Origin of the sequence: Pseudomonas sp. Rh2, from assembly GCF_040762985.1 — a bacterium.
Lineage (GTDB): Bacteria > Pseudomonadota > Gammaproteobacteria > Pseudomonadales > Pseudomonadaceae > Aquipseudomonas > Aquipseudomonas taiwanensis.
In genome coordinates this window covers 4650595-4668189 of sequence record NZ_CP142890.1, presented here as the reverse complement: position 1 = coordinate 4668189, position 17595 = coordinate 4650595, and the positions used below count along the sequence as shown (strand labels likewise).

Below are 17595 nucleotides of genomic sequence, written 5' to 3'. Positions count from 1 at the left end.
CAGCTACTGCGCGGTACTCTGTAGGAGCGGCTTGCCCGTGAGGAAGCCAGGTCGGGTTTCAACCGGCTTCAGCGTCCGCCCATGATCGCAATGTAATCCTGGGTCCAGCGGCTGTACGGTACGAACTTGCCTCCTTGGGCCTGTGGGGTTTTCCAGAAGGCAATCTTGTCGAAGTTGTCGAAGCCGTTGGTCTTGCACCCTTCGGCACCCAGCAGCTCGCTGGCGGTACAGGCCGCCGGAACGGCCGGCAACGAGCCGAACCAGGCCGCCACATCGCCTTGCACCTTCGGCTGCAACGACCAGTCCATCCACTTGTAGGCGCAGTTGGGGTGCTTGGCCTCGCTGTGCAGCATGGTGGTATCGGCCCAGCCCGTTGCACCCTCCTTCGGTATGGTCGAGGCCACCGGCTGGTTTTCGGCTTTCAGGCCGTTGACCATGTAGCCCCAGGAACTGGAGGCGACCACGCCTTCGTTCTTCACATCGCTCATCTGCACGGTTGCGTCATGCCAGTAGCGATGGACCAGCGGCTGTTGCTGACGCAGCAGCTCGAGCACGGCCTTGTACTGCGTTTCGGTGAGCTCGTAGGGGTCCTTGATGCCCAGCTCAGGCTTGGCCGACTTCAGGTAAAGCGCGGCATCGGCGATGTAGATCGGCCCGTCATAGGCTTGCACCCGGCCTTTGTTGGGCTTGCCATCGGGCAGGTCTTGCGGGGCGAACACCACGCTCCAACTGGTGGGCGGTTGCTTGAATACGTTGGTGTTGTACAGCAGCACGTTCGGCCCCCACTGGTACGGGGTGCCGTAAACCTGCTTGTCGACCACGTACCAGTCACCGTTCTGCAGGCGCGGGTCAATGTGCTTCCAGTTGGGAATCAGCGCGGTATTGATGGGCTGCACCCGCTTGCCAGCGATCAGGCGGAGCGAAGCGTCGCCCGAAGCGGTGACCAGGTCGTAGCCGCCCTTGGTCATCAGGCTGACCATTTCGTCGGAAGTCGCGGCGGTCTTGACGCTGACCTTGCAGCCGGTTTCCTTTTCGAAGCCTGTGACCCAGTCATAGGCCTTGTCGCTTTCCCCACGCTCGATGTAGCCCGGCCAGGCGACGATATCCAGTCGTCCTTCGCCGGCGCCCAGGGCCTTGGGCAAATCGGCGGCCTGCAAGCTGGCGCTGGCCACTAGCGCGCCGCTCACGGCGCCGAGCAATGCGGTCTTGTGCACTGACATGGTGTTCCCTCTTCTTGGAGATCTTGGTCGGGGCAGTCATCAAGAAAGCTGTGAAGCCATTGTTATAAGCGTAGTGCGGTTGTGCAGGTTGTCGGCGAAGTCGAGTCTAGTTGGGTTTTGTGCCGGCAACGCAACATCTGGAAGCAAATCCACAGGTGGTGTTCATGGCGGTAAGCCTTACTCTGGCCGTGACTTTACGCGCCGTGGAGACGTGCACATGAACACCCGAGGCCTGCTCGACCAATTGCTCAAATCTGGCCAGGAACTGCTGAACAAGCAAACCACCGCAGGCGGCGCGGGCAAGCCTGCGGCAGGTGCCGGTGGCCTGGGCGGCCTGCTTTCCGGCGCCGGCGGCAGCGCCTTGGCTGCCGGGGCGATGGGGCTGCTGCTGGGCAACAAGAAGGCGCGCAAGTATGGCGGCAAGGTTCTGACCTACGGTGGCCTGGCGGCGCTCGGTGTGCTGGCCTACAAGGCCTACGGCAACTGGCAGGCACGCCAGGGCCTGGGGGCGGGCGCAGAGCCTCAGACCCTCGACCGCCTGCCTGCGTCCCAGGCCGAGCAGCACAGCCAGGCGGTGCTGCAGGCGTTGGTGGCAGCGGCCAAGTCCGACGGCCACATCGATGATCGCGAGCGTGCCTTGATCGAGGGTGAGTTCACCCGCCTGGACAGCGACCAGGAGCTGCAGCACTGGTTGCACGCCGAGCTGAACAAGCCACTGGACCCGGCGGAAGTCGCCCGTGCCGCGCAGACGCCGGAAATGGCCGCTGAGATGTACCTGGCCAGCGTGATGATGGTCGATCAGGAAAACTTCATGGAGCGTGCCTACCTGGATGAACTGGCCCGCCAGTTGCGCCTGGACCCAGCCCTGCGGCAGGAGCTGGAGACCCAGGTCAGGTTGGCGTCGACGCCATGATCAGGCAAAACGCCATATTGTCGGGCAAGGATGCCTGAAACAACGAATTTCAGCCGCAATTGCAGAGGAAGCCTGGGCTATACTTCGGCGATTTTTCCCGCTCGTTGTGAATTCCTGAGGGCTGAATGTGAAGAACTGGACCTTGCGCCAACGGATCCTGGCAAGTTTCGCCGTGATCATCGCCATCATGCTGCTGATGATCGTGGCCGCCTACTCGCGGCTGGTGGCGATCGAAAGTGCCGAGGAGGCGGTGGGGACCGACAGCATCCCCGGGCTTTACTACAGTTCGATGATTCGCAGTGCGTGGGTCGACAGTTACGTCACCAGCCAACAATTGGTAGGCCTGTCCAAGCGGCGTGAAATCACTGCGGCCGACATGGAGTTGTTCAAGAGCTTCGAGGATCGGCTCAAGCAACAGATGGCCAACTACCAAGGCACCATCCAGGGCGCCGACGATCAGGCCCGGTTCGACACCTTCATCCAGATGGAAGAAAACTACCTCAAGACTGTAAACCAGGTGCTTGAGGCGTACCGTCAGCGCAATTACGCCGAAGCCGAGCGACTGATCGTCGAGGTGCTTACCCCCGCCTGGCTGGAAGGCCGCAAGCATCTGAACACCGTCATCGAACACAATCGTGAGTCCGCCGGTACAGCCACCCAGGAAATCGTCAGCGCGGTAAGCACCGCCAAGGGCAGCATGTTGGTCTCACTGCTGCTGGCGATCGTCGCGGCAGGCATCTGTGGTTTGCTGCTGATGCGGGCCATTACCGCACCGATGCAGCGTATCGTCCATGCCCTCGACAAACTGCGCTCGGGTGACCTGAGCATGCGCTTGAGCCTGGACCGCAAGGATGAGTTCGGCGCCATCGAAAGTGGCTTCAACGAGATGGCCGAGGCCCTCGCCAACCTGGTCGCCCAGGCGCAGCGCTCATCGGTGCAGGTCACCACCTCGGTGACCGAGATCGCCGCCACCTCCAAGCAGCAGCAGGCCACCGCCACCGAAACCGCCGCCACCACCACCGAAATTGGCGCTACATCGCGTGAGATCGCCGCCACCTCTCGCGATCTGGTCCGCACCATGACCGAGGTTACCAGCGCTGCCGATCAGGCTTCCAGCCTCGCCGGTTCCGGTCAGCAGGGCCTGGCGCGAATGGAAGAGACCATGCACCAGGTGATGGGCGCTGCCGACCTGGTCAATGCCAAGCTGGCGATCCTCAACGAGAAAGCCAGCAACATCACCCAGGTCGTGGTGACCATCGTCAAGGTGGCCGACCAGACCAACCTGCTGTCGCTCAATGCCGCCATTGAGGCGGAAAAAGCCGGTGAGTACGGCCGAGGCTTCTCTGTGGTTGCCACCGAGGTGCGCCGGTTGGCCGACCAGACCGCCGTGGCTACCTACGACATCGAGCAGATGGTGCGGGAAATCCAGTCAGCGGTGTCGGCTGGCGTCATGGGTATGGACAAGTTCTCCGAGGAAGTGCGCCGCGGCATGTTCGAGGTGCAGCAGGTGGGCGAGCAGCTCAGCCAGATCATCCACCAGGTACAAGCATTGGCGCCGCGCGTGTTGATGGTCAACGAAGGCATGCAGGCCCAGGCCACCGGTGCCGAGCAGATCAACCAGGCGCTGGCCCAGCTCAGTGATGCCAGCACCCAGACGGTGGAATCCTTGCGCCAGGCCAGTTTCGCCATCGACGAACTGAGCCAGGTGGCTGCGGGGCTGCGCGGCGGTGTGTCGCGCTTCAAAGTCTGACGGCGATGAGTGACCTTCATCCCCACACGGTAGTGGCGGCCGATGCCAAGGGCGTGCTGTACCTGCAGTTTCGTATAGGCGAGCAGCGCTTCGCCCTGGATGTCCGGGAAGTCATCGAAGTGTTGCCGCGTCGCCCGCTGAAGCCGATCGCCCAGGCGCCGACGTGGGTCGCAGGCGTCCTTGCCCATCGAGGCGTGATGGTGCCGGTGATCGACCTTTCGGTCCTGAGTTTCGGTAGGCCCGCCGTGCAGCGCACCAGCACCCGACTGGTGTTGGTACGCTACCGCCAAGACCAGCAGCTCGGCCTGGTGCTCGAGCAAGCCACCGACACCCTGCGCTGCCACCCCGAAGCCTTCCAACCTTATGGCCTGGATAACCCTGATGCGCGTTACCTGGGGCCTGTGCTTCAGGATGCCGAGGGCATGTTGCAACGCATCGAGGTGGACGACCTGTTGACCGATAGCGTGCGGATGCTGTTGTTCCCGACCCAGCCCCTGCAGGTGCCGACATGAACCTGCATCGATATTTCCGATTTTTGCAGGAACGCATCGGCCTTGATGTGGAGTCGGTGGGCGAGGCCATGATCGAGCGCGCCCTGCGTCAGCGGTGCATGGCCCTGGACGCGGCCGATCTGGACGATTACTGGTTGCGTCTGCAGCAATCGACCGACGAACAGCAAGCGCTCATCGAGGCTGTGATCGTTCCGGAAACCTGGTTTTTCCGCTACCCGGAGTCGTTCACCGCCCTGGTCGGGTTGGCCCAGAGGCGCCTGGCAGAGCTCGCCGGCGAGCGCCCCCTACGCCTGCTCAGCCTGCCCTGTTCGACCGGCGAGGAGCCGTATTCGGCGGCCATGGCATTGCTCGATGCAGGCTTGAGTCCCGCTTCGTTTCACATCGACGGCATCGACATCAGCCCCAATTCGGTGACCAAGGCCCAGCAAGCCATCTACGGACGCAACTCGTTCCGGGGCAGTGAACTGGCGTTTCGTGAGCGGCATTTCCGTGAGATCGAGGATGGCCACCAGCTGGATCAAAGGGTGTGCTCACAAGTGAGCCTGCAGGTAGGCAATGTGCTCGACCCGGCGCTGTCGAGCCGTGATGGCCTTTACGACTTCGTGTTCTGCCGCAACTTGCTCATCTACTTCGATGTGGCGACCCAGCAGCGGGTGTTCGAGATGCTCAAACGCCTGATCCATGCCCAGGGGGTTTTGTTCATCGGCCCCGCCGAGGGCAGTCTGCTGGCACGCTTGGGCATGCGCCCATTGGGTATTGCCCAGTCGTTCGCCTATGTTCGCCAGGACAGCCATGCGCCAACGCCTGAGGTTCGGCCCCGGCGTGCGATGCCCCTGCCATTCACGCCACGTTCGCCGCTGCCGCCGCCGGCACCGATGTCGACGGCCAAGCCTCGCCCGTTACGTACCTTGCCACCGGCGCAGCCTTCGCCTGAGCCGCGGAGAGCGAGAGCGAGCTGTTGGCCAGCATCGCGCGCCAGGCCAATGCCGGTGACAGCGCACAGGCCCGGGCCAGCTGCCAGCGCTACCTGCGGCAATTCGCCCCCAAGGCGCAGGTGTATTACTGGTTGGGGTTGCTGAGCGACACCGACGGTGACGCCTCGCAGGCGCTGACCCACTATCGCAAGGCACTCTACCTCGACCCCCAGCATCCAGAGGCCCTGGTGCAACTGGCGGCCTTATTGGCAGCCCAAGGGGATGAGGCGGGCGCGCGACGTCTGCAGGAGCGTGCGGCGCGTGTAGGGCGGGAGTCTGAACGATGAAGGTCGATAGCGCGATGGAATTGATCGCTCACGATGACGATCGCATAGATGACTGCTGGAACCGCATCGGCGTGCACGGTGACAAGCAGTGTCCGCTGCTGGATCGGCACATACACTGCCGCAATTGTGAAATCTACGCAGCGGCCGCCACGCGCTTGCTGGACCGCTACGCGCTGTTGCAGGACGACGTGGTGCAAGCGGCCGTGCCGGTGGAAGCGTGTGTGGGCCGCTCGATGCTGCTGTTCCGGCTGGGCGAGGAGTGGATGGCGCTGGCCACCGCCAGTCTTGCTGAAATCGCCCCGGTTCAGCCCGTGCATTCGCTGCCTCATCAACGTTCGCGAGTGCTGCAGGGCGTGGCCAATGTGCGCGGTGCCTTGGTGCCCTGCCTGTCGCTGGCCGACTTGCTCGAGGTGGAGGCCGTGCAAGGCGACGCCCGCGGCGTTCGGGCCATGCCACGGTTGTTGATCCTGGCTGCCTTAGGTGGGCCGGTGGTGATGGCGGTGGATGAAATCGACGGTATTCACCGGCTCGACCCAGCCTTGCTGGATGGCGAACACGAAGGCGCACCGTTCGCCGCAGGCGTGTTGCAGTGGCGTGGACGCAGCGTGCGCGTGCTGGACGATCACCAATTATTGTCTGCCGTGCAGCGGAGCCTGTCATGACCCCAGAACAATTGCGTGACGCCTCGCTGCTCGAACTGTTCAGCCTCGAAGCCGAGGCCCAGACCCAGGTGCTCAGCGTTGGGTTGATGGCCCTGGAGCGCAATCCGAACCAGGCTGACCAGTTGGAAGCCTGCATGCGTGCGGCCCATTCGCTGAAAGGCGCCGCGCGAATCGTTGGCATCGATGCCGGCGTCAGCGTCGCCCACGTCATGGAGGACTGCCTCGTGGCAGCCCAGGAAGGGCGGTTGTTGCTGCGCGCCGAGCATATCGACGCCCTGTTGCGCGGCACCGACTTGCTGATGCACATCGCCACGCCGGGAGACCCGGCCGGTGAGGCGGCTGTCCCAGCTTTCCTGGCGCAGATGGCGAGCCTGCTGGATCCCGCCACAGCCGCCGCGCCCTTCGCAGTCGAGGTTCCAGAACCTGAGAGGCTCGTGCAACCGCCAGTGATCGGGCCTGTCCCGGCAGAGCCAGAGGCTGACCTCGAACCGACGCCGCGCAAGGCGGGCAAGCGAGGCAGCGAGGGCAGTGAGCGGGTATTACGCGTGACCGCCGACCGCCTCAACAGCCTGCTCGATCTTTCCAGCAAGTCACTGGTCGAGACCCAGCGACTCAAGCCGTACCTGGCCACCTTGCAGCGTCTCAAACGCATGCATGGCCAAGGCATGCGCGCGCTCGATGGCCTGAAAACCCAGCTCGAAGGCAGCGGTCAGCGTCTGGAAGTGCTCGAAGCCCTGGCTCAGACCCAGCGCCTGCTGGCGGAAACCCAGGAGATCCTGCAGCAGCAGGCCGCCGACCTCGACGAGTTCGGCTGGCAGGCCAGCCAGCGCGCCCAATTGTTGTACGACACCGCCCTGGCCTGCCGTATGCGGCCGTTCGCCGATGTCCTGACCGGCCAGAGCCGCATGGTGCGCGACCTTGGTCGCTCGCTGGGCAAACAGGTGCGCCTGCAGATCGAGGGCGAGAAGACCCAGGTCGATCGCGACGTGCTGGAAAAGCTCGAGGCGCCACTGACTCACCTGCTGCGCAATGCGGTCGACCATGGCATCGAGCTGCCCGAGCGGCGGGTGCTGGCGGGCAAGCCGGCCGAGGGCGTGATCCGCTTGCGCGCTTCCCACCAGGCGGGTCAGTTGATGCTTGAGCTCAGTGACGACGGTGCCGGTATCGACCTGGAGCGACTGCGCCGCAGCATCGCCGAGCGCGGATTGTCGCCTGCCGAAACGCTGTCGCGAATGAGCGAGGCGGAGTTGCTGACCTTCCTCTTCCTGCCGGGCTTCAGCCTGCGCGACAAGGTGACCGAGGTGTCCGGGCGTGGTGTCGGCCTGGATGCGGTGCAGCACATGGTGCGCGACCTGCGCGGTGCCATCGAACTGACCCAGGTGGCCGGGCAAGGCTGTCGTTTTCAACTGGAAGTGCCGCTGACGCTGTCGGTGGTGCGCAGCCTGGTGGTCGAGGTAGGCGGTGAGGCATATGCCTTCCCGCTGGCTCACATCGAGCGCACCCTGGAGGTGGCTGCCGAGGAGATCGTGCAGGTCGAGGGCCGCCAGCACTTCTGGCACGAAGGCCGCCATGTAGGCCTGGTCGCCGCCACCCAGTTGCTCAACCGTCCAGCGGGGCAGGGCGATGAAAGCAGCCTGCGGGTGGTGGTGATCCGCGAGCGCGAACAGCTTTATGGCGTGGCCGTGGAGCGTTTGATTGGCGAGCGCGTGCTGGTGGTGATGCCGCTCGACCCGCGGCTGGGCAAGATCCAGGACATATCCGCCGGTGCGCTGCTCGATGATGGCTCAGTGGTGCTAATCGTCGACGTCGAAGACCTGCTGCGCTCGGTCGAGAAGCTGCTCAGCACCGGCCGCCTGGAGCGCATCGAACGCAGCGCCCACGGCGCGCGTGGTGCGGATCGCAAACGCATCCTGGTGGTCGACGATTCGCTGACGGTGCGCGAGCTGCAACGCAAGTTGCTGAGCACGCGCGGCTACGAGGTAGCCGTGGCGGTCGATGGCATGGACGGCTGGAACGCGCTGCGTGGCGAGGACTTCGACCTGCTGATCACCGATATCGACATGCCGCGCATGGACGGTATCGAACTCGTCACCCTGGTGCGCCGTGACCAACGCCTGCAAACCTTGCCCGTGATGGTGGTGTCGTACAAGGATCGTGAAGAAGATCGCAGGCGTGGCCTGGATGCTGGCGCCGACTACTATTTGGCTAAAGCCAGCTTCCATGACGATGCGTTGCTGGATGCCGTGGTGGAGCTGATTGGGGGTGCTCAAGGATGAAGATCGCCATCGTTAACGACATGCCACTTGCCGTTGAAGCCCTGCGCCGGGCCCTGGCCTTCGAGCCTGCACACCAGGTGATCTGGGTGGCCGGCGACGGCGCCGAAGCCGTGCGCCGTTGCAGCGAGGAACTGCCGGACCTGATCCTGATGGACCTGATCATGCCGGTGATGGACGGTGTCGAGGCCACACGGCGGATCATGGCCGAGACCCCATGCGCCATCGTGATCGTCACCGTCGACCGCAAGCAGAACGTGCACCGGGTGTTCGAGGCCATGGGCCATGGTGCGCTGGATGTGGTCGATACCCCGGCCCTGGGGGCGGGAGATGCCCGCGAGGCGGCGGCACCGCTGCTGCGCAAGATCCTCAATATCGGCTGGTTGATCGGCCAGCAACGCACCAGTGCGGCGAAGTCGGTATCGGCCCCGCTGCGATCGGCATCACAGCGCCGCGGACTGGTGGCCATCGGCTCTTCGGCCGGAGGGCCAGCAGCGCTCGAAGTGCTGCTCAAGGGCCTGCCGCCAGAGTTTCCCGCCGCCATCGTGCTGGTCCAGCACGTCGACCAGGTGTTTGCGGCCGGCATGGCCGAGTGGCTCAGCACCGCCAGTGGACTCCCTGTGCGCCTGGCCCGTGAAGGCGAGCCGCCGCAACCTGGGCAGGTGCTGCTGGCGGGAACCAACCACCACATACGTCTGCTGCAAAATGGCCAGTTGGCCTACACTGCCGAACCGGTCAACGAAATCTATCGGCCTTCGATCGATGTGTTCTTCGAGAGCGTTGCACGTTTCTGGAGCGGTGACGCGGTAGGCGTGCTGCTCACCGGCATGGGCCGCGACGGTGCCCATGGCCTGAAACTGATGCGCCAGCAAGGCTTTTTGACCATCGCGCAGGATCAGTCCAGCAGCGCGGTGTATGGCATGCCCAAGGCTGCTGCGGCCATTGATGCTGCGGTGGAAATACGCCCGCTGGAGCGAATCGCCGGGCGACTGATGGAAATCTTTGCAAAATGACGATATGTATTGCATCACGCCGCCTGGCCGGCAGTGACTGGATGATTACGGATGAATGATCTACCGATCGACGGTTTCACGACCACCAACGAAAACTCGGCAATGGTCCTGTTGGTCGACGACCAGGCCATGATCGGCGAGGCGGTGCGTCGTGGCCTGGCCCACGAAGAGAACATCGACTTCCACTTCTGTGCCGATCCGCACCAGGCCGTGGCCCAGGCAGTGCTCATCAAGCCTACGGTGATTCTTCAGGACCTGATCATGCCTGGCCTGGACGGGCTGACCCTGGTGCGCGAATACCGTAGCAATGCAGCGACCCAGGACATCCCGATCATCGTGCTGTCGACCAAGGAAGACCCGCTGGTCAAGAGCGCGGCGTTCGCTGCTGGAGCCAACGATTACCTGGTCAAGCTGCCGGATACCATCGAGCTGGTAGCACGTATTCGCTACCACTCGCGTTCATACCTGACCCTGTTGCAACGAGACGAAGCCTACCGCGCCTTGCGCGTGAGCCAGCAGCAACTGCTCGACACCAACCTGATGCTGCAGCGGCTGATGAACTCCGACGGCCTTACCGGCTTGTCCAACCGCCGTCACTTCGATGAGTACCTGGAACTGGAGTGGCGTCGGGCCATGCGTGAACAGCAGCAACTGTCGCTGCTGATGATCGACGTCGACTACTTCAAGGCCTACAACGACAGCTTTGGCCATTTGGCAGGCGATGAGACCCTGCGTCAGGTCGCCGATGCCATCCGGGACTGCTGCTCGCGTCCCTCCGACCTGCCGGCGCGCTATGGTGGCGAAGAGTTTGCCCTGGTGTTGCCCAACACGTCGCCGGGAGGCGCCCGGCTGGTGGCGGAGAAGCTACGCCAGACCATCCTCGGGCTGAATATCCCGCACAGTGCCCCCCACGCCGACTCGGTGCTGACCGTGAGCATTGGCCTGGCAACGCAGACGCCGAGTATCGGCAGTCATTGCCGGCAATTGATCTCGGCGGCGGACAAGGGGTTGTACCTGGCCAAGAACAGCGGTCGCAATCAGGTTGGTATCGCCTGACAGGGCCGCATCGCCGGCAAGCGGGTGCCTGCCGTGGTCGCACCGGGCTTGCTGGCGAGAAGACCGTGCAAGCGCTTTACGTCCCCTGGGCCGACACCATTTTCTACCGCCCGGCGGGTCTGCCGCCAGGCTCCAGACTGGGTTATACTCGCGGGCTTTTCACCGAATTCGCACGAGAGCTGCCCGCCCATGGAAATCCAACCGATTCTGAACACCATCAAGGACCTCACCGAGCGTTCCCAGTCCATTCGGGGGTATCTTTGACTACGATCACAAGCATGACCGCCTGATCGAAGTCAACCGCGAGCTGGAAGACCCCAACGTCTGGAACAAGCCTGAGTACGCCCAGGCGCTGGGCCGTGAGCGTGCCATGCTGGCGCAGGTCGTCGAGACCCTGGACAAGATGTCCAACGGCTTGACCGACTGCAAGGACCTGCTGGACATGGCCGTCGAAGAAAATGACGAAGGCGCCGTCAGCGACGTCGTGACCGAGCTGCAAGGCCTGGAAGAAATCCTGGCCCAGCTTGAGTTCCGTCGCATGTTCAGCGGCGAGATGGACATGAACAACGCCTACCTGGACATCCAGGCCGGCTCTGGCGGCACCGAGGCGCAGGACTGGGCCAACATCCTGCTGCGCATGTACCTGCGCTGGGCCGACAAGCGTGGTTTCGATGCCACCATCATCGAGCTTTCCGAAGGTGAGGTCGCCGGCATCAAGGGCGCTACGGTGCACATCAAGGGCGAGTACGCCTTTGGCTGGCTGCGTACCGAGATCGGCGTGCACCGCCTGGTGCGCAAGAGCCCGTTCGACTCCGGTGCCCGTCGCCACACCTCGTTCTCGGCGGTATTCGTCTCGCCCGAGATCGACGACAAGGTCGAGATCGAAATCAACCCGGCCGACCTGCGTATCGACACCTACCGCTCCTCCGGTGCCGGTGGTCAGCACGTCAACACCACCGACTCGGCGGTGCGTATCACTCACGTGCCGACCAACACCGTGGTGGCCTGCCAGAACGAACGCTCCCAGCACGCCAACAAGGACACCGCCATGAAAATGCTGCGGGCCAAGCTGTACGAGCTGGAAATGCAGAAGCGCAATGCCGCTTCGCAGGCGCTGGAAGACAGCAAGTCGGACATCGGCTGGGGCCACCAGATCCGCTCCTACGTGCTGGATGACTCGCGCATCAAGGACCTGCGTACCGGCGTCGAGCGTAGCGACTGCCAGAAGGTCCTGGACGGCGACCTCGACCAGTACCTGGAAGCAAGCCTCAAGCAGGGCCTGTAAACCGCATACTACCGCCGCGATACGAGGCCATCGGCCCGTATCGCGTGCCCTGCCCGACAGGGGCAACGAACACCTGATGGAAAGAATGACGACATGAGCGACCTCAACACCCAACCGCAAGACCTGCAACAGGAAGAAAACGCCCTGATCGCGCTGCGCAAGGAAAAACTTGCCGCCGAGCGCGCCAAAGGCAATGCCTTCCCCAACGACTTCCGCCGCGACAGCTACTGCAACGACCTGCAGAAACAGTACGCGGACAAGACCAAGGAAGAGCTGGAAGCTGCAGCGATTCCGGTCAAGGTGGCAGGCCGCATCATGCTCAACCGTGGCTCGTTCATGGTCATCCAGGACATGACTGGCCGCATCCAGGTCTACGTCAACCGCAAGACCCTGCCGGAAGAAACCCTGGCTGCGGTCAAGACCTGGGACCTGGGCGACATCATCAGCGCCGAAGGCACCCTGGCCCGTTCTGGCAAGGGCGACCTGTACGTGGAAATGACCGATGTGCGCCTGCTGACCAAGTCGCTGCGCCCGCTGCCGGACAAGCACCACGGCTTGACCGACACCGAGCAGCGCTACCGCCAGCGCTACGTCGACCTGATGGTCAACGAAGAAACCCGCCACACCTTCCGCGTTCGTTCGCAGGTGATCTCGCATATCCGCAAGTTCCTCATCGAGCGCGACTTCCTCGAAGTCGAAACGCCGATGCTGCAGACCATTCCGGGCGGCGCTGCGGCCAAGCCGTTCGAAACCCACCACAACGCGCTGGACATGGCCATGTTCCTGCGTATCGCGCCCGAGCTGTACCTCAAGCGCCTGGTGGTCGGTGGCTTCGAGAAAGTCTTCGAGATCAACCGCAACTTCCGTAACGAAGGTGTGTCGACTCGTCACAACCCCGAGTTCACCATGCTCGAGTTCTACCAGGCCTATGCCGACTACCGCGACAACATGGACCTCACCGAGGAACTGTTCCGCGAGCTGGCGCAGCTGGTCCTGGGTTCCACCGATGTGCCGTACGGCGACAAGGTATTCCACTTTGGCGAGCCGTTCGCCCGCCTGTCGGTGTTCGACTCGATCCTCAAGTACAACCCGGAACTCACCGCTGCCGACCTGCAGGACGTCGACCGCGCCCGTGAAATCGCCAAGAAGGCCGGTGCCAAGGTGCTGGGCCACGAAGGCCTGGGCAAACTGCAGGTGATGATTTTCGAAGAGCTGGTCGAGCACAAGCTGGAGCAGCCCCACTTCATCACCGAGTACCCGTTCGAGGTCTCGCCGCTGGCCCGTCGCAACGACCAGAACCCGGCGGTTACCGACCGCTTCGAGCTGTTCATCGGTGGCCGCGAAATCGCCAATGCCTACTCCGAGCTCAATGATGCCGAAGACCAGGCCGAACGCTTCCTGGCCCAGGTGGCCGAGAAGGATGCCGGTGACGACGAAGCCATGCACTACGATGCCGACTTCGTCCGCGCCCTCGAATACGGCATGCCGCCGACCGCGGGCGAAGGTATCGGTATCGACCGCCTGGTGATGTTGCTGACCAACTCGCCGTCTATCCGTGACGTGATCCTGTTCCCGCACATGCGTCCGCAGGCCTGAGTCAATTGAACGAGCCGCCTTTCGAGGCGGCTTTTTCTTGCCTGTACATCCGTATTGGTGGTGCCGGCCGCTTCGCATCCGCAGCCGCGAAGCGTCCGGCACTGACGAAACACTGTTCATGAGGTACCCCCCGTGACACCCGCAATGCCTCACCAGGGCGCCGCCGGCATCGCCACCGCCGTCGCCGAAAGCGTGCAATACCAAGGCCGCAAGACTGCCCGCCAAGGCAGCGAGCAACGCCGCCAGCTGATCCTCGACGCCGCCATGCGGATCGTCGTGCGTGATGGTGTCCGTGGTGTGCGCCACCGGGCGGTAGCCGCCGAGGCGGGTGTGCCGCTATCGGCTACCACCTATTACTTCAAGGATATCGAGGACCTGCTCACCGATACCTTCGCCCAGTACGTCGAGCGAAGTGCCGCCTATATGGCCAAGTTGTGGGCCAATACTGAAGTGCTGCTGCGCCAGTTGGTGGCGCAGGGTGATGGCAGCCTGGAGTCGCGGGCACGGCTGGCCGACGAGGTGGCGCGCATGACCGCCGACTATGTGTCGCGCCAGTTGCTCAACCGCCGAGACTTCCTCATGGCCGAGCAGGCCTTCCGTCAGGAGGCATTGCTGTGCCCGCGTCTGGCCGAGCTGGTCTGTGCCCACGAGCAGATCCTGCTGCATGGCACCCGCCAGCTGCTGCAAGTGGTCGGCTCGCGGCAACCGGAACAGGACGCCCACATGTTGACGGCGATAATCGAGCAGATGGAATATCAGGGCCTGCTCAAGGACGCTGACACGCAGGCCGATGGGCAGATGCTCGCTATGCTTACCCGATACTTGCACCTGGTGTTGGCATCGGGCTGAGCTGAGACCGAACTTTCAAGGAGAACTTGATGAAAGCCTGGCGTGTGGTGTTGTTGACGTTGTCATTCCTGCTGCTGGGCGGTTGTCTGGTGACCTTCCATGAGCCGCTGCCGAGCAACCAGGCGGCGCCCAAGGCCTTGCTCGGCAAATGGAGCAGCAAGGACGCGTGGGGCGAGCCGCTGAAGCTGGTGATCAGCCGCAGTGGTGCCGATGCCTACAAGGCGGTTGCCACTGCGAAGGGCAAGAAACCCGAAGAATATGTGTTCACTGTGTCGCGCCACGGCAACCGCTGGTACCTGTCGGCCGGGGTTCCCAAGCGCCTGGGCGGCAATTTCCTGATCGGCGGTTTCGACATCGTCGATGGCAAGGAGCTGGTGCTTTACAACCTGGACGTCGAGCAGGTGCAGCAGGCGGTCGAGAAGAAGGAGCTGAGTGGGCGCAGCACCGAGGTGCCTGAGGACAATGGTGAGGGCATATTGATCGACAGCCCGTCGGCGCGGGTATTGGCCTACCTGGACGACCCGGCCAACTCCGACCTTTTCGTCGAGGTGGCGCGGTTCCAGCGGGCCGGCAAATAACCGTGTTGGCTGCTTCGCGGCTAAAGCCGCTCCTACAGGGATTGCAGTACCTGTGGTGGATTTAGCCGCGAAGAGGCCGGTACAGGCAATGCAAAGGCTTGGCACTCAGTTCCAATAAGGAGTCCCCGGTGGACGAATACCAGCAAACCATCCGCGCCCTGTCCGACCGCATCGTCGCGGCACAGACCCCGATCCGGGTCCTGGACGCGGTGAAGTGGGACGACAGCATCCGCCAAGGCTTTCTCAAGGCCAAGGGCAAGGAACCGCCGGCCGTCGACCGTGCCTATTACCAGTCCCGCCCTCTGTCGTTCGATTCCAGCGCGGTCAAGGCCGAGTTCCAGAGCATCGAGCGCGATATCACCCGCCAGTTGGGCCAATTCAACCCGGTTGGGCAGATCATGCGGCGCATGTGCAAGGAGTACCGCATGGTGGTGCGCATGCTCGAAGCGCGTGGCACCGAGGATTTCGGTCTGATCTCGCAGGAGCTCTACGGCGCCGCTTCCGACGCCTTCCACGCGGGTGACCCGACCTTGGCCGATCTGGGCCTGATGCTCTCGGACTACCTGAACAACATCGACGGCCGTGGCGACCTCAAGGACGAACCGAAGAACCTTACCGCCAAGGAGGCCGTGGACATCCTCCAGCACCGCCTGAACAAGGTGTTCGGCGAGGCAGAGGAAACCATTCGCGTATTCGAGTCCGACGGTATCGTCGCCGATGCCGCGGCGGGAGCCGACTACATCAAGGTCCGCGCCGACGCCATGTTCAACAGCCGCGATGTGCGCGCGCTGGAAGTTCACGAGGGACTGGTGCATGTGGGCACCACGCTGAACGGTCTCAACCAGCCGATCTGCACCTTCCTGGCCAAGGGCCCGCCCTCGTCGACGGTGACCCAGGAGGGGTTGGCCATCCTCATGGAGGTGATCGCCTTCGCGTCCTACCCCAGCCGGTTGCGCAAGCTGACCAACCGCACCCGGGCCATCCATATGGTCGAGGAGGGGGCGGACTTCTTGCAGGTCTTCGCGTTCTTCCGCGAGCAAGGTTTCGAAATGGCGCAGTGCTACAGCAATGCCAGCCGGGTATTCCGCGGTTCGGTGCCCAATGGCTTGCCATTCACCAAGGACTTGTCCTACCTCAAGGGCTTCATCATGGTTTACAACTACATTCAGTTGGCCGTGAAGAAGGGCAAGCTGGAGCAGATTCCACTGCTGTTCTGCGGCAAGACCACCCTGGAAGACATGCGCACCCTGCGCCAACTGGTCGAAGAAGGCCTGGTGGAGCCCCCCAAATACCTGCCGGAGCAGTTCCGGGACCTGAGTGCGCTGTCGGCCTGGATGTGCTTCTCCAACTTCCTCAACCACCTGAGCCTGGACCGTATTGAAGCCGACTACGCGAACATTCTCTGAATGCTGGCGCCTGCTGGCCCTGAGCGTGCTGCTGGGGCTGGGTGGCTGCAGCAGCCTGCTGTTCTACCCTGAACCAGGGCAGGCGTTCACACCGGCGCGAGCCAAGCTCGACTACCGCGATGTCAGTCTGATGACCTCGGATGGTGTCCGTCTGCACGGTTGGTGGCTGCCGGCCAAGGCCGGTGTCCAGCTCAAGGGCACGGTGCTGCACCTGCACGGCAATGGTGGCAACCTGCCGGGACACCTGGGTGGCAGCTACTGGCTGCCGGAGCAGGGCTACCAGGTACTGATGATTGACTATCGCGGTTACGGCTTATCCGAAGGCAAGCCGTCGTTGCCGGAGGTCTACCTGGACATCGCTGCCGCGATGGCGTGGCTGGACCAGGCTCCCGAGGTGAAGAACAAGCCATTGGTATTGCTGGGCCAGAGCCTCGGCGGAGCGATGGCGATCCATTACCTGGCGGCCCACCCCGAGCAGCAGCAGCGCTTCAGCGCGCTGGTGTTCGACGGCGTGCCGGCCAGTTATCGCGCCGTCGGCCGCTACGCCTTGAGCACTTCGTGGATGACCTGGCCGCTGCAGGTGCCACTGTCCTGGCTAGTGCCGGACGGCGACAGTGCGATTCGCTCGGTCGAGCAACTGAGCAGACCGCCGAAGCTGTTCTTCCACAGTATCGATGACAACCTGGTGCCGATGGACAATGGTATTCGCCTGTACCAGCACGCGCCGCCACCGCGGGTCTTGCAGTTGACCCGTGGTGGCCATGTGCAGACCTTCGCCGACCCGGTCTGGCGCCAGGTGATGCTGCGTTTCCTCGACGACCCCAGCCGTTTCAACGGTCTGCGGCGGCTGGCCGAAATACCCAATTACCCTGACGAGAAGAACAAGCAATGAGTGAAGAACGCAACGCCATCCCGCTGATCCTGACCGGCGTCGGCAGCATCATCGTGACGGTGGGGGCCCTCTGGTACTACGGTTACCTGCATTTCGCCAAGCCCGAGGACGCGTTGTTGTTGCAGGACTACACCATGCTCAAGACCGTTCCAGGGGAGGACTACAAGGTTTCTCTGGACCCGGCACCTCAAGTGGCCCAGTGCGTCGATGGGGTGCTGGTGCTGTTCGATACGCAGCAGAAAGGCCTGACCGGCGTGTTGGTGGACAACCGCAAGCGGGCGGTACGCTGCATGGGCGAGGAGACGCCGCAGCAAGCGCAGTGAAAGGAG

Annotated in this window: 15 protein-coding genes and 1 pseudogene; 15 read left to right on the top strand and 1 reads right to left on the bottom strand. The window is 63.2% G+C overall.

All coding sequences use genetic code 11. The features are described 5' to 3' along the window. Nucleotides 1–68 precede the first annotated feature (68 nt). Entirely contained in the window at nt 69–1220 is a 1152-nt protein-coding gene (gene ydcS, locus VXM67_RS21325; protein ID WP_027906546.1) for a putative ABC transporter substrate-binding protein YdcS, read from the bottom strand. 217 nt (nt 1221–1437) lie between these two features. On the opposite strand from ydcS, the gene VXM67_RS21320 reads away from it, so the two are divergent. From VXM67_RS21320 to VXM67_RS21250, 15 genes and pseudogenes are all read left to right on the top strand, one after another. Continuing rightward, nucleotides 1438–2133 (top strand): tellurite resistance TerB family protein, encoded by a 696-nt coding sequence (locus VXM67_RS21320; protein WP_027906545.1) that lies wholly within the window; start codon nt 1438–1440, stop codon nt 2131–2133. Between the two features lie 127 nt (nt 2134–2260). Then, on the top strand, nt 2261–3883 hold the full coding sequence (locus VXM67_RS21315) for a methyl-accepting chemotaxis protein (protein ID WP_023382019.1): 1623 nt from the start codon (nt 2261–2263) through the stop codon (nt 3881–3883). Between the two features lie 5 nt (nt 3884–3888). Further along, nucleotides 3889–4395, top strand: coding sequence for a chemotaxis protein CheW (locus VXM67_RS21310; RefSeq protein WP_023382018.1), 507 nt, complete (start codon nt 3889–3891; stop codon nt 4393–4395). Next, nucleotides 4392–5656 (top strand): annotated as a pseudogene (locus tag VXM67_RS21305) (CheR family methyltransferase). Before VXM67_RS21310 ends, VXM67_RS21305 begins: the two are co-directional and overlap by 4 nt. Continuing rightward, nucleotides 5653–6318, top strand: a complete 666-nt coding sequence (locus VXM67_RS21300) for a chemotaxis protein CheW (protein ID WP_367237361.1) — start codon at nt 5653–5655, stop codon at nt 6316–6318. Before VXM67_RS21305 ends, VXM67_RS21300 begins: the two are co-directional and overlap by 4 nt. Further along, nucleotides 6315–8594, top strand: coding sequence for a hybrid sensor histidine kinase/response regulator (locus VXM67_RS21295; RefSeq protein ID WP_027906543.1), 2280 nt, complete (start codon nt 6315–6317; stop codon nt 8592–8594). The genes VXM67_RS21300 and VXM67_RS21295 overlap by 4 nt, the downstream gene beginning before the upstream one ends. Further along, nucleotides 8591–9604, top strand: a complete 1014-nt coding sequence (locus VXM67_RS21290) for a chemotaxis response regulator protein-glutamate methylesterase (protein ID WP_023382014.1) — start codon at nt 8591–8593, stop codon at nt 9602–9604. The genes VXM67_RS21295 and VXM67_RS21290 overlap by 4 nt, the downstream gene beginning before the upstream one ends. Nucleotides 9605–9655: 51 nt before the next feature. After that, on the top strand, nt 9656–10660 hold the full coding sequence (locus VXM67_RS21285; protein ID WP_023382013.1) for a PleD family two-component system response regulator: 1005 nt from the start codon (nt 9656–9658) through the stop codon (nt 10658–10660). Nucleotides 10661–10849: 189 nt separating this feature from the next. Continuing rightward, nucleotides 10850–11945, top strand: a protein-coding gene (gene prfB, locus VXM67_RS21280; RefSeq protein ID WP_104881346.1) for a peptide chain release factor 2 whose coding sequence is annotated in 2 segments (ribosomal slippage) — nt 10850–10921 and nt 10923–11945 — 1095 coding nt in all. Because the reading frame shifts where the segments join, the coding sequence is not laid out codon by codon here. 93 nt (nt 11946–12038) lie between these two features. Next, nucleotides 12039–13541 (top strand): lysine--tRNA ligase, encoded by a 1503-nt coding sequence (gene lysS / locus VXM67_RS21275; RefSeq protein WP_023382011.1) that lies wholly within the window; start codon nt 12039–12041, stop codon nt 13539–13541. A 144-nt stretch (nt 13542–13685) separates the two neighbouring features. Further along, entirely contained in the window at nt 13686–14390 is a 705-nt protein-coding gene (locus VXM67_RS21270) for a TetR/AcrR family transcriptional regulator (RefSeq protein WP_023382010.1), read from the top strand. A gap of 29 nt (nt 14391–14419) precedes the next feature. After that, entirely contained in the window at nt 14420–14968 is a 549-nt protein-coding gene (locus VXM67_RS21265; RefSeq protein WP_023382009.1) for a hypothetical protein, read from the top strand. 128 nt (nt 14969–15096) lie between these two features. Continuing rightward, nucleotides 15097–16374 carry a flavohemoglobin expression-modulating QEGLA motif protein gene (locus tag VXM67_RS21260; protein ID WP_023382008.1) on the top strand — a complete coding sequence of 426 codons (1278 nt, stop codon included), beginning with the start codon at nt 15097–15099 and terminating at the stop codon, nt 16372–16374. Beyond that, complete coding sequence (locus VXM67_RS21255; RefSeq protein ID WP_027906539.1) at nt 16346–17266, top strand: alpha/beta hydrolase; 921 nt, start codon at nt 16346–16348, stop codon at nt 17264–17266. Before VXM67_RS21260 ends, VXM67_RS21255 begins: the two co-directional genes overlap by 29 nt. Then, nucleotides 17263–17589 carry a hypothetical protein gene (locus VXM67_RS21250; protein ID WP_023382006.1) on the top strand — a complete coding sequence of 109 codons (327 nt, stop codon included), beginning with the start codon at nt 17263–17265 and terminating at the stop codon, nt 17587–17589. The genes VXM67_RS21255 and VXM67_RS21250 overlap by 4 nt, the downstream gene beginning before the upstream one ends. Nucleotides 17590–17595: the final 6 nt, after the last annotated feature.

Bases quoted from the DNA above. Each gene is read 5' to 3' on its own strand.
- ydcS (WP_027906546.1), bottom strand. From the start codon at position 1,220: ATGTCAGTGCACAAGACCGCATTGCTCGGCGCCGTGAGCGGCGCGCTA.
- VXM67_RS21320 (WP_027906545.1), top strand. From the start codon at position 1,438: ATGAACACCCGAGGCCTGCTCGACCAATTGCTCAAATCTGGCCAGGAA.
- VXM67_RS21310 (WP_023382018.1), top strand. From the start codon at position 3,889: ATGAGTGACCTTCATCCCCACACGGTAGTGGCGGCCGATGCCAAGGGC.
- VXM67_RS21300 (WP_367237361.1), top strand. From the start codon at position 5,653: ATGAAGGTCGATAGCGCGATGGAATTGATCGCTCACGATGACGATCGC.
- VXM67_RS21295 (WP_027906543.1), top strand. From the start codon at position 6,315: ATGACCCCAGAACAATTGCGTGACGCCTCGCTGCTCGAACTGTTCAGC.
- VXM67_RS21290 (WP_023382014.1), top strand. From the start codon at position 8,591: ATGAAGATCGCCATCGTTAACGACATGCCACTTGCCGTTGAAGCCCTG.
- VXM67_RS21285 (WP_023382013.1), top strand. From the start codon at position 9,656: ATGAATGATCTACCGATCGACGGTTTCACGACCACCAACGAAAACTCG.
- lysS (WP_023382011.1), top strand. From the start codon at position 12,039: ATGAGCGACCTCAACACCCAACCGCAAGACCTGCAACAGGAAGAAAAC.
- VXM67_RS21270 (WP_023382010.1), top strand. From the start codon at position 13,686: ATGCCTCACCAGGGCGCCGCCGGCATCGCCACCGCCGTCGCCGAAAGC.
- VXM67_RS21265 (WP_023382009.1), top strand. From the start codon at position 14,420: ATGAAAGCCTGGCGTGTGGTGTTGTTGACGTTGTCATTCCTGCTGCTG.
- VXM67_RS21250 (WP_023382006.1), top strand. From the start codon at position 17,263: ATGAGTGAAGAACGCAACGCCATCCCGCTGATCCTGACCGGCGTCGGC.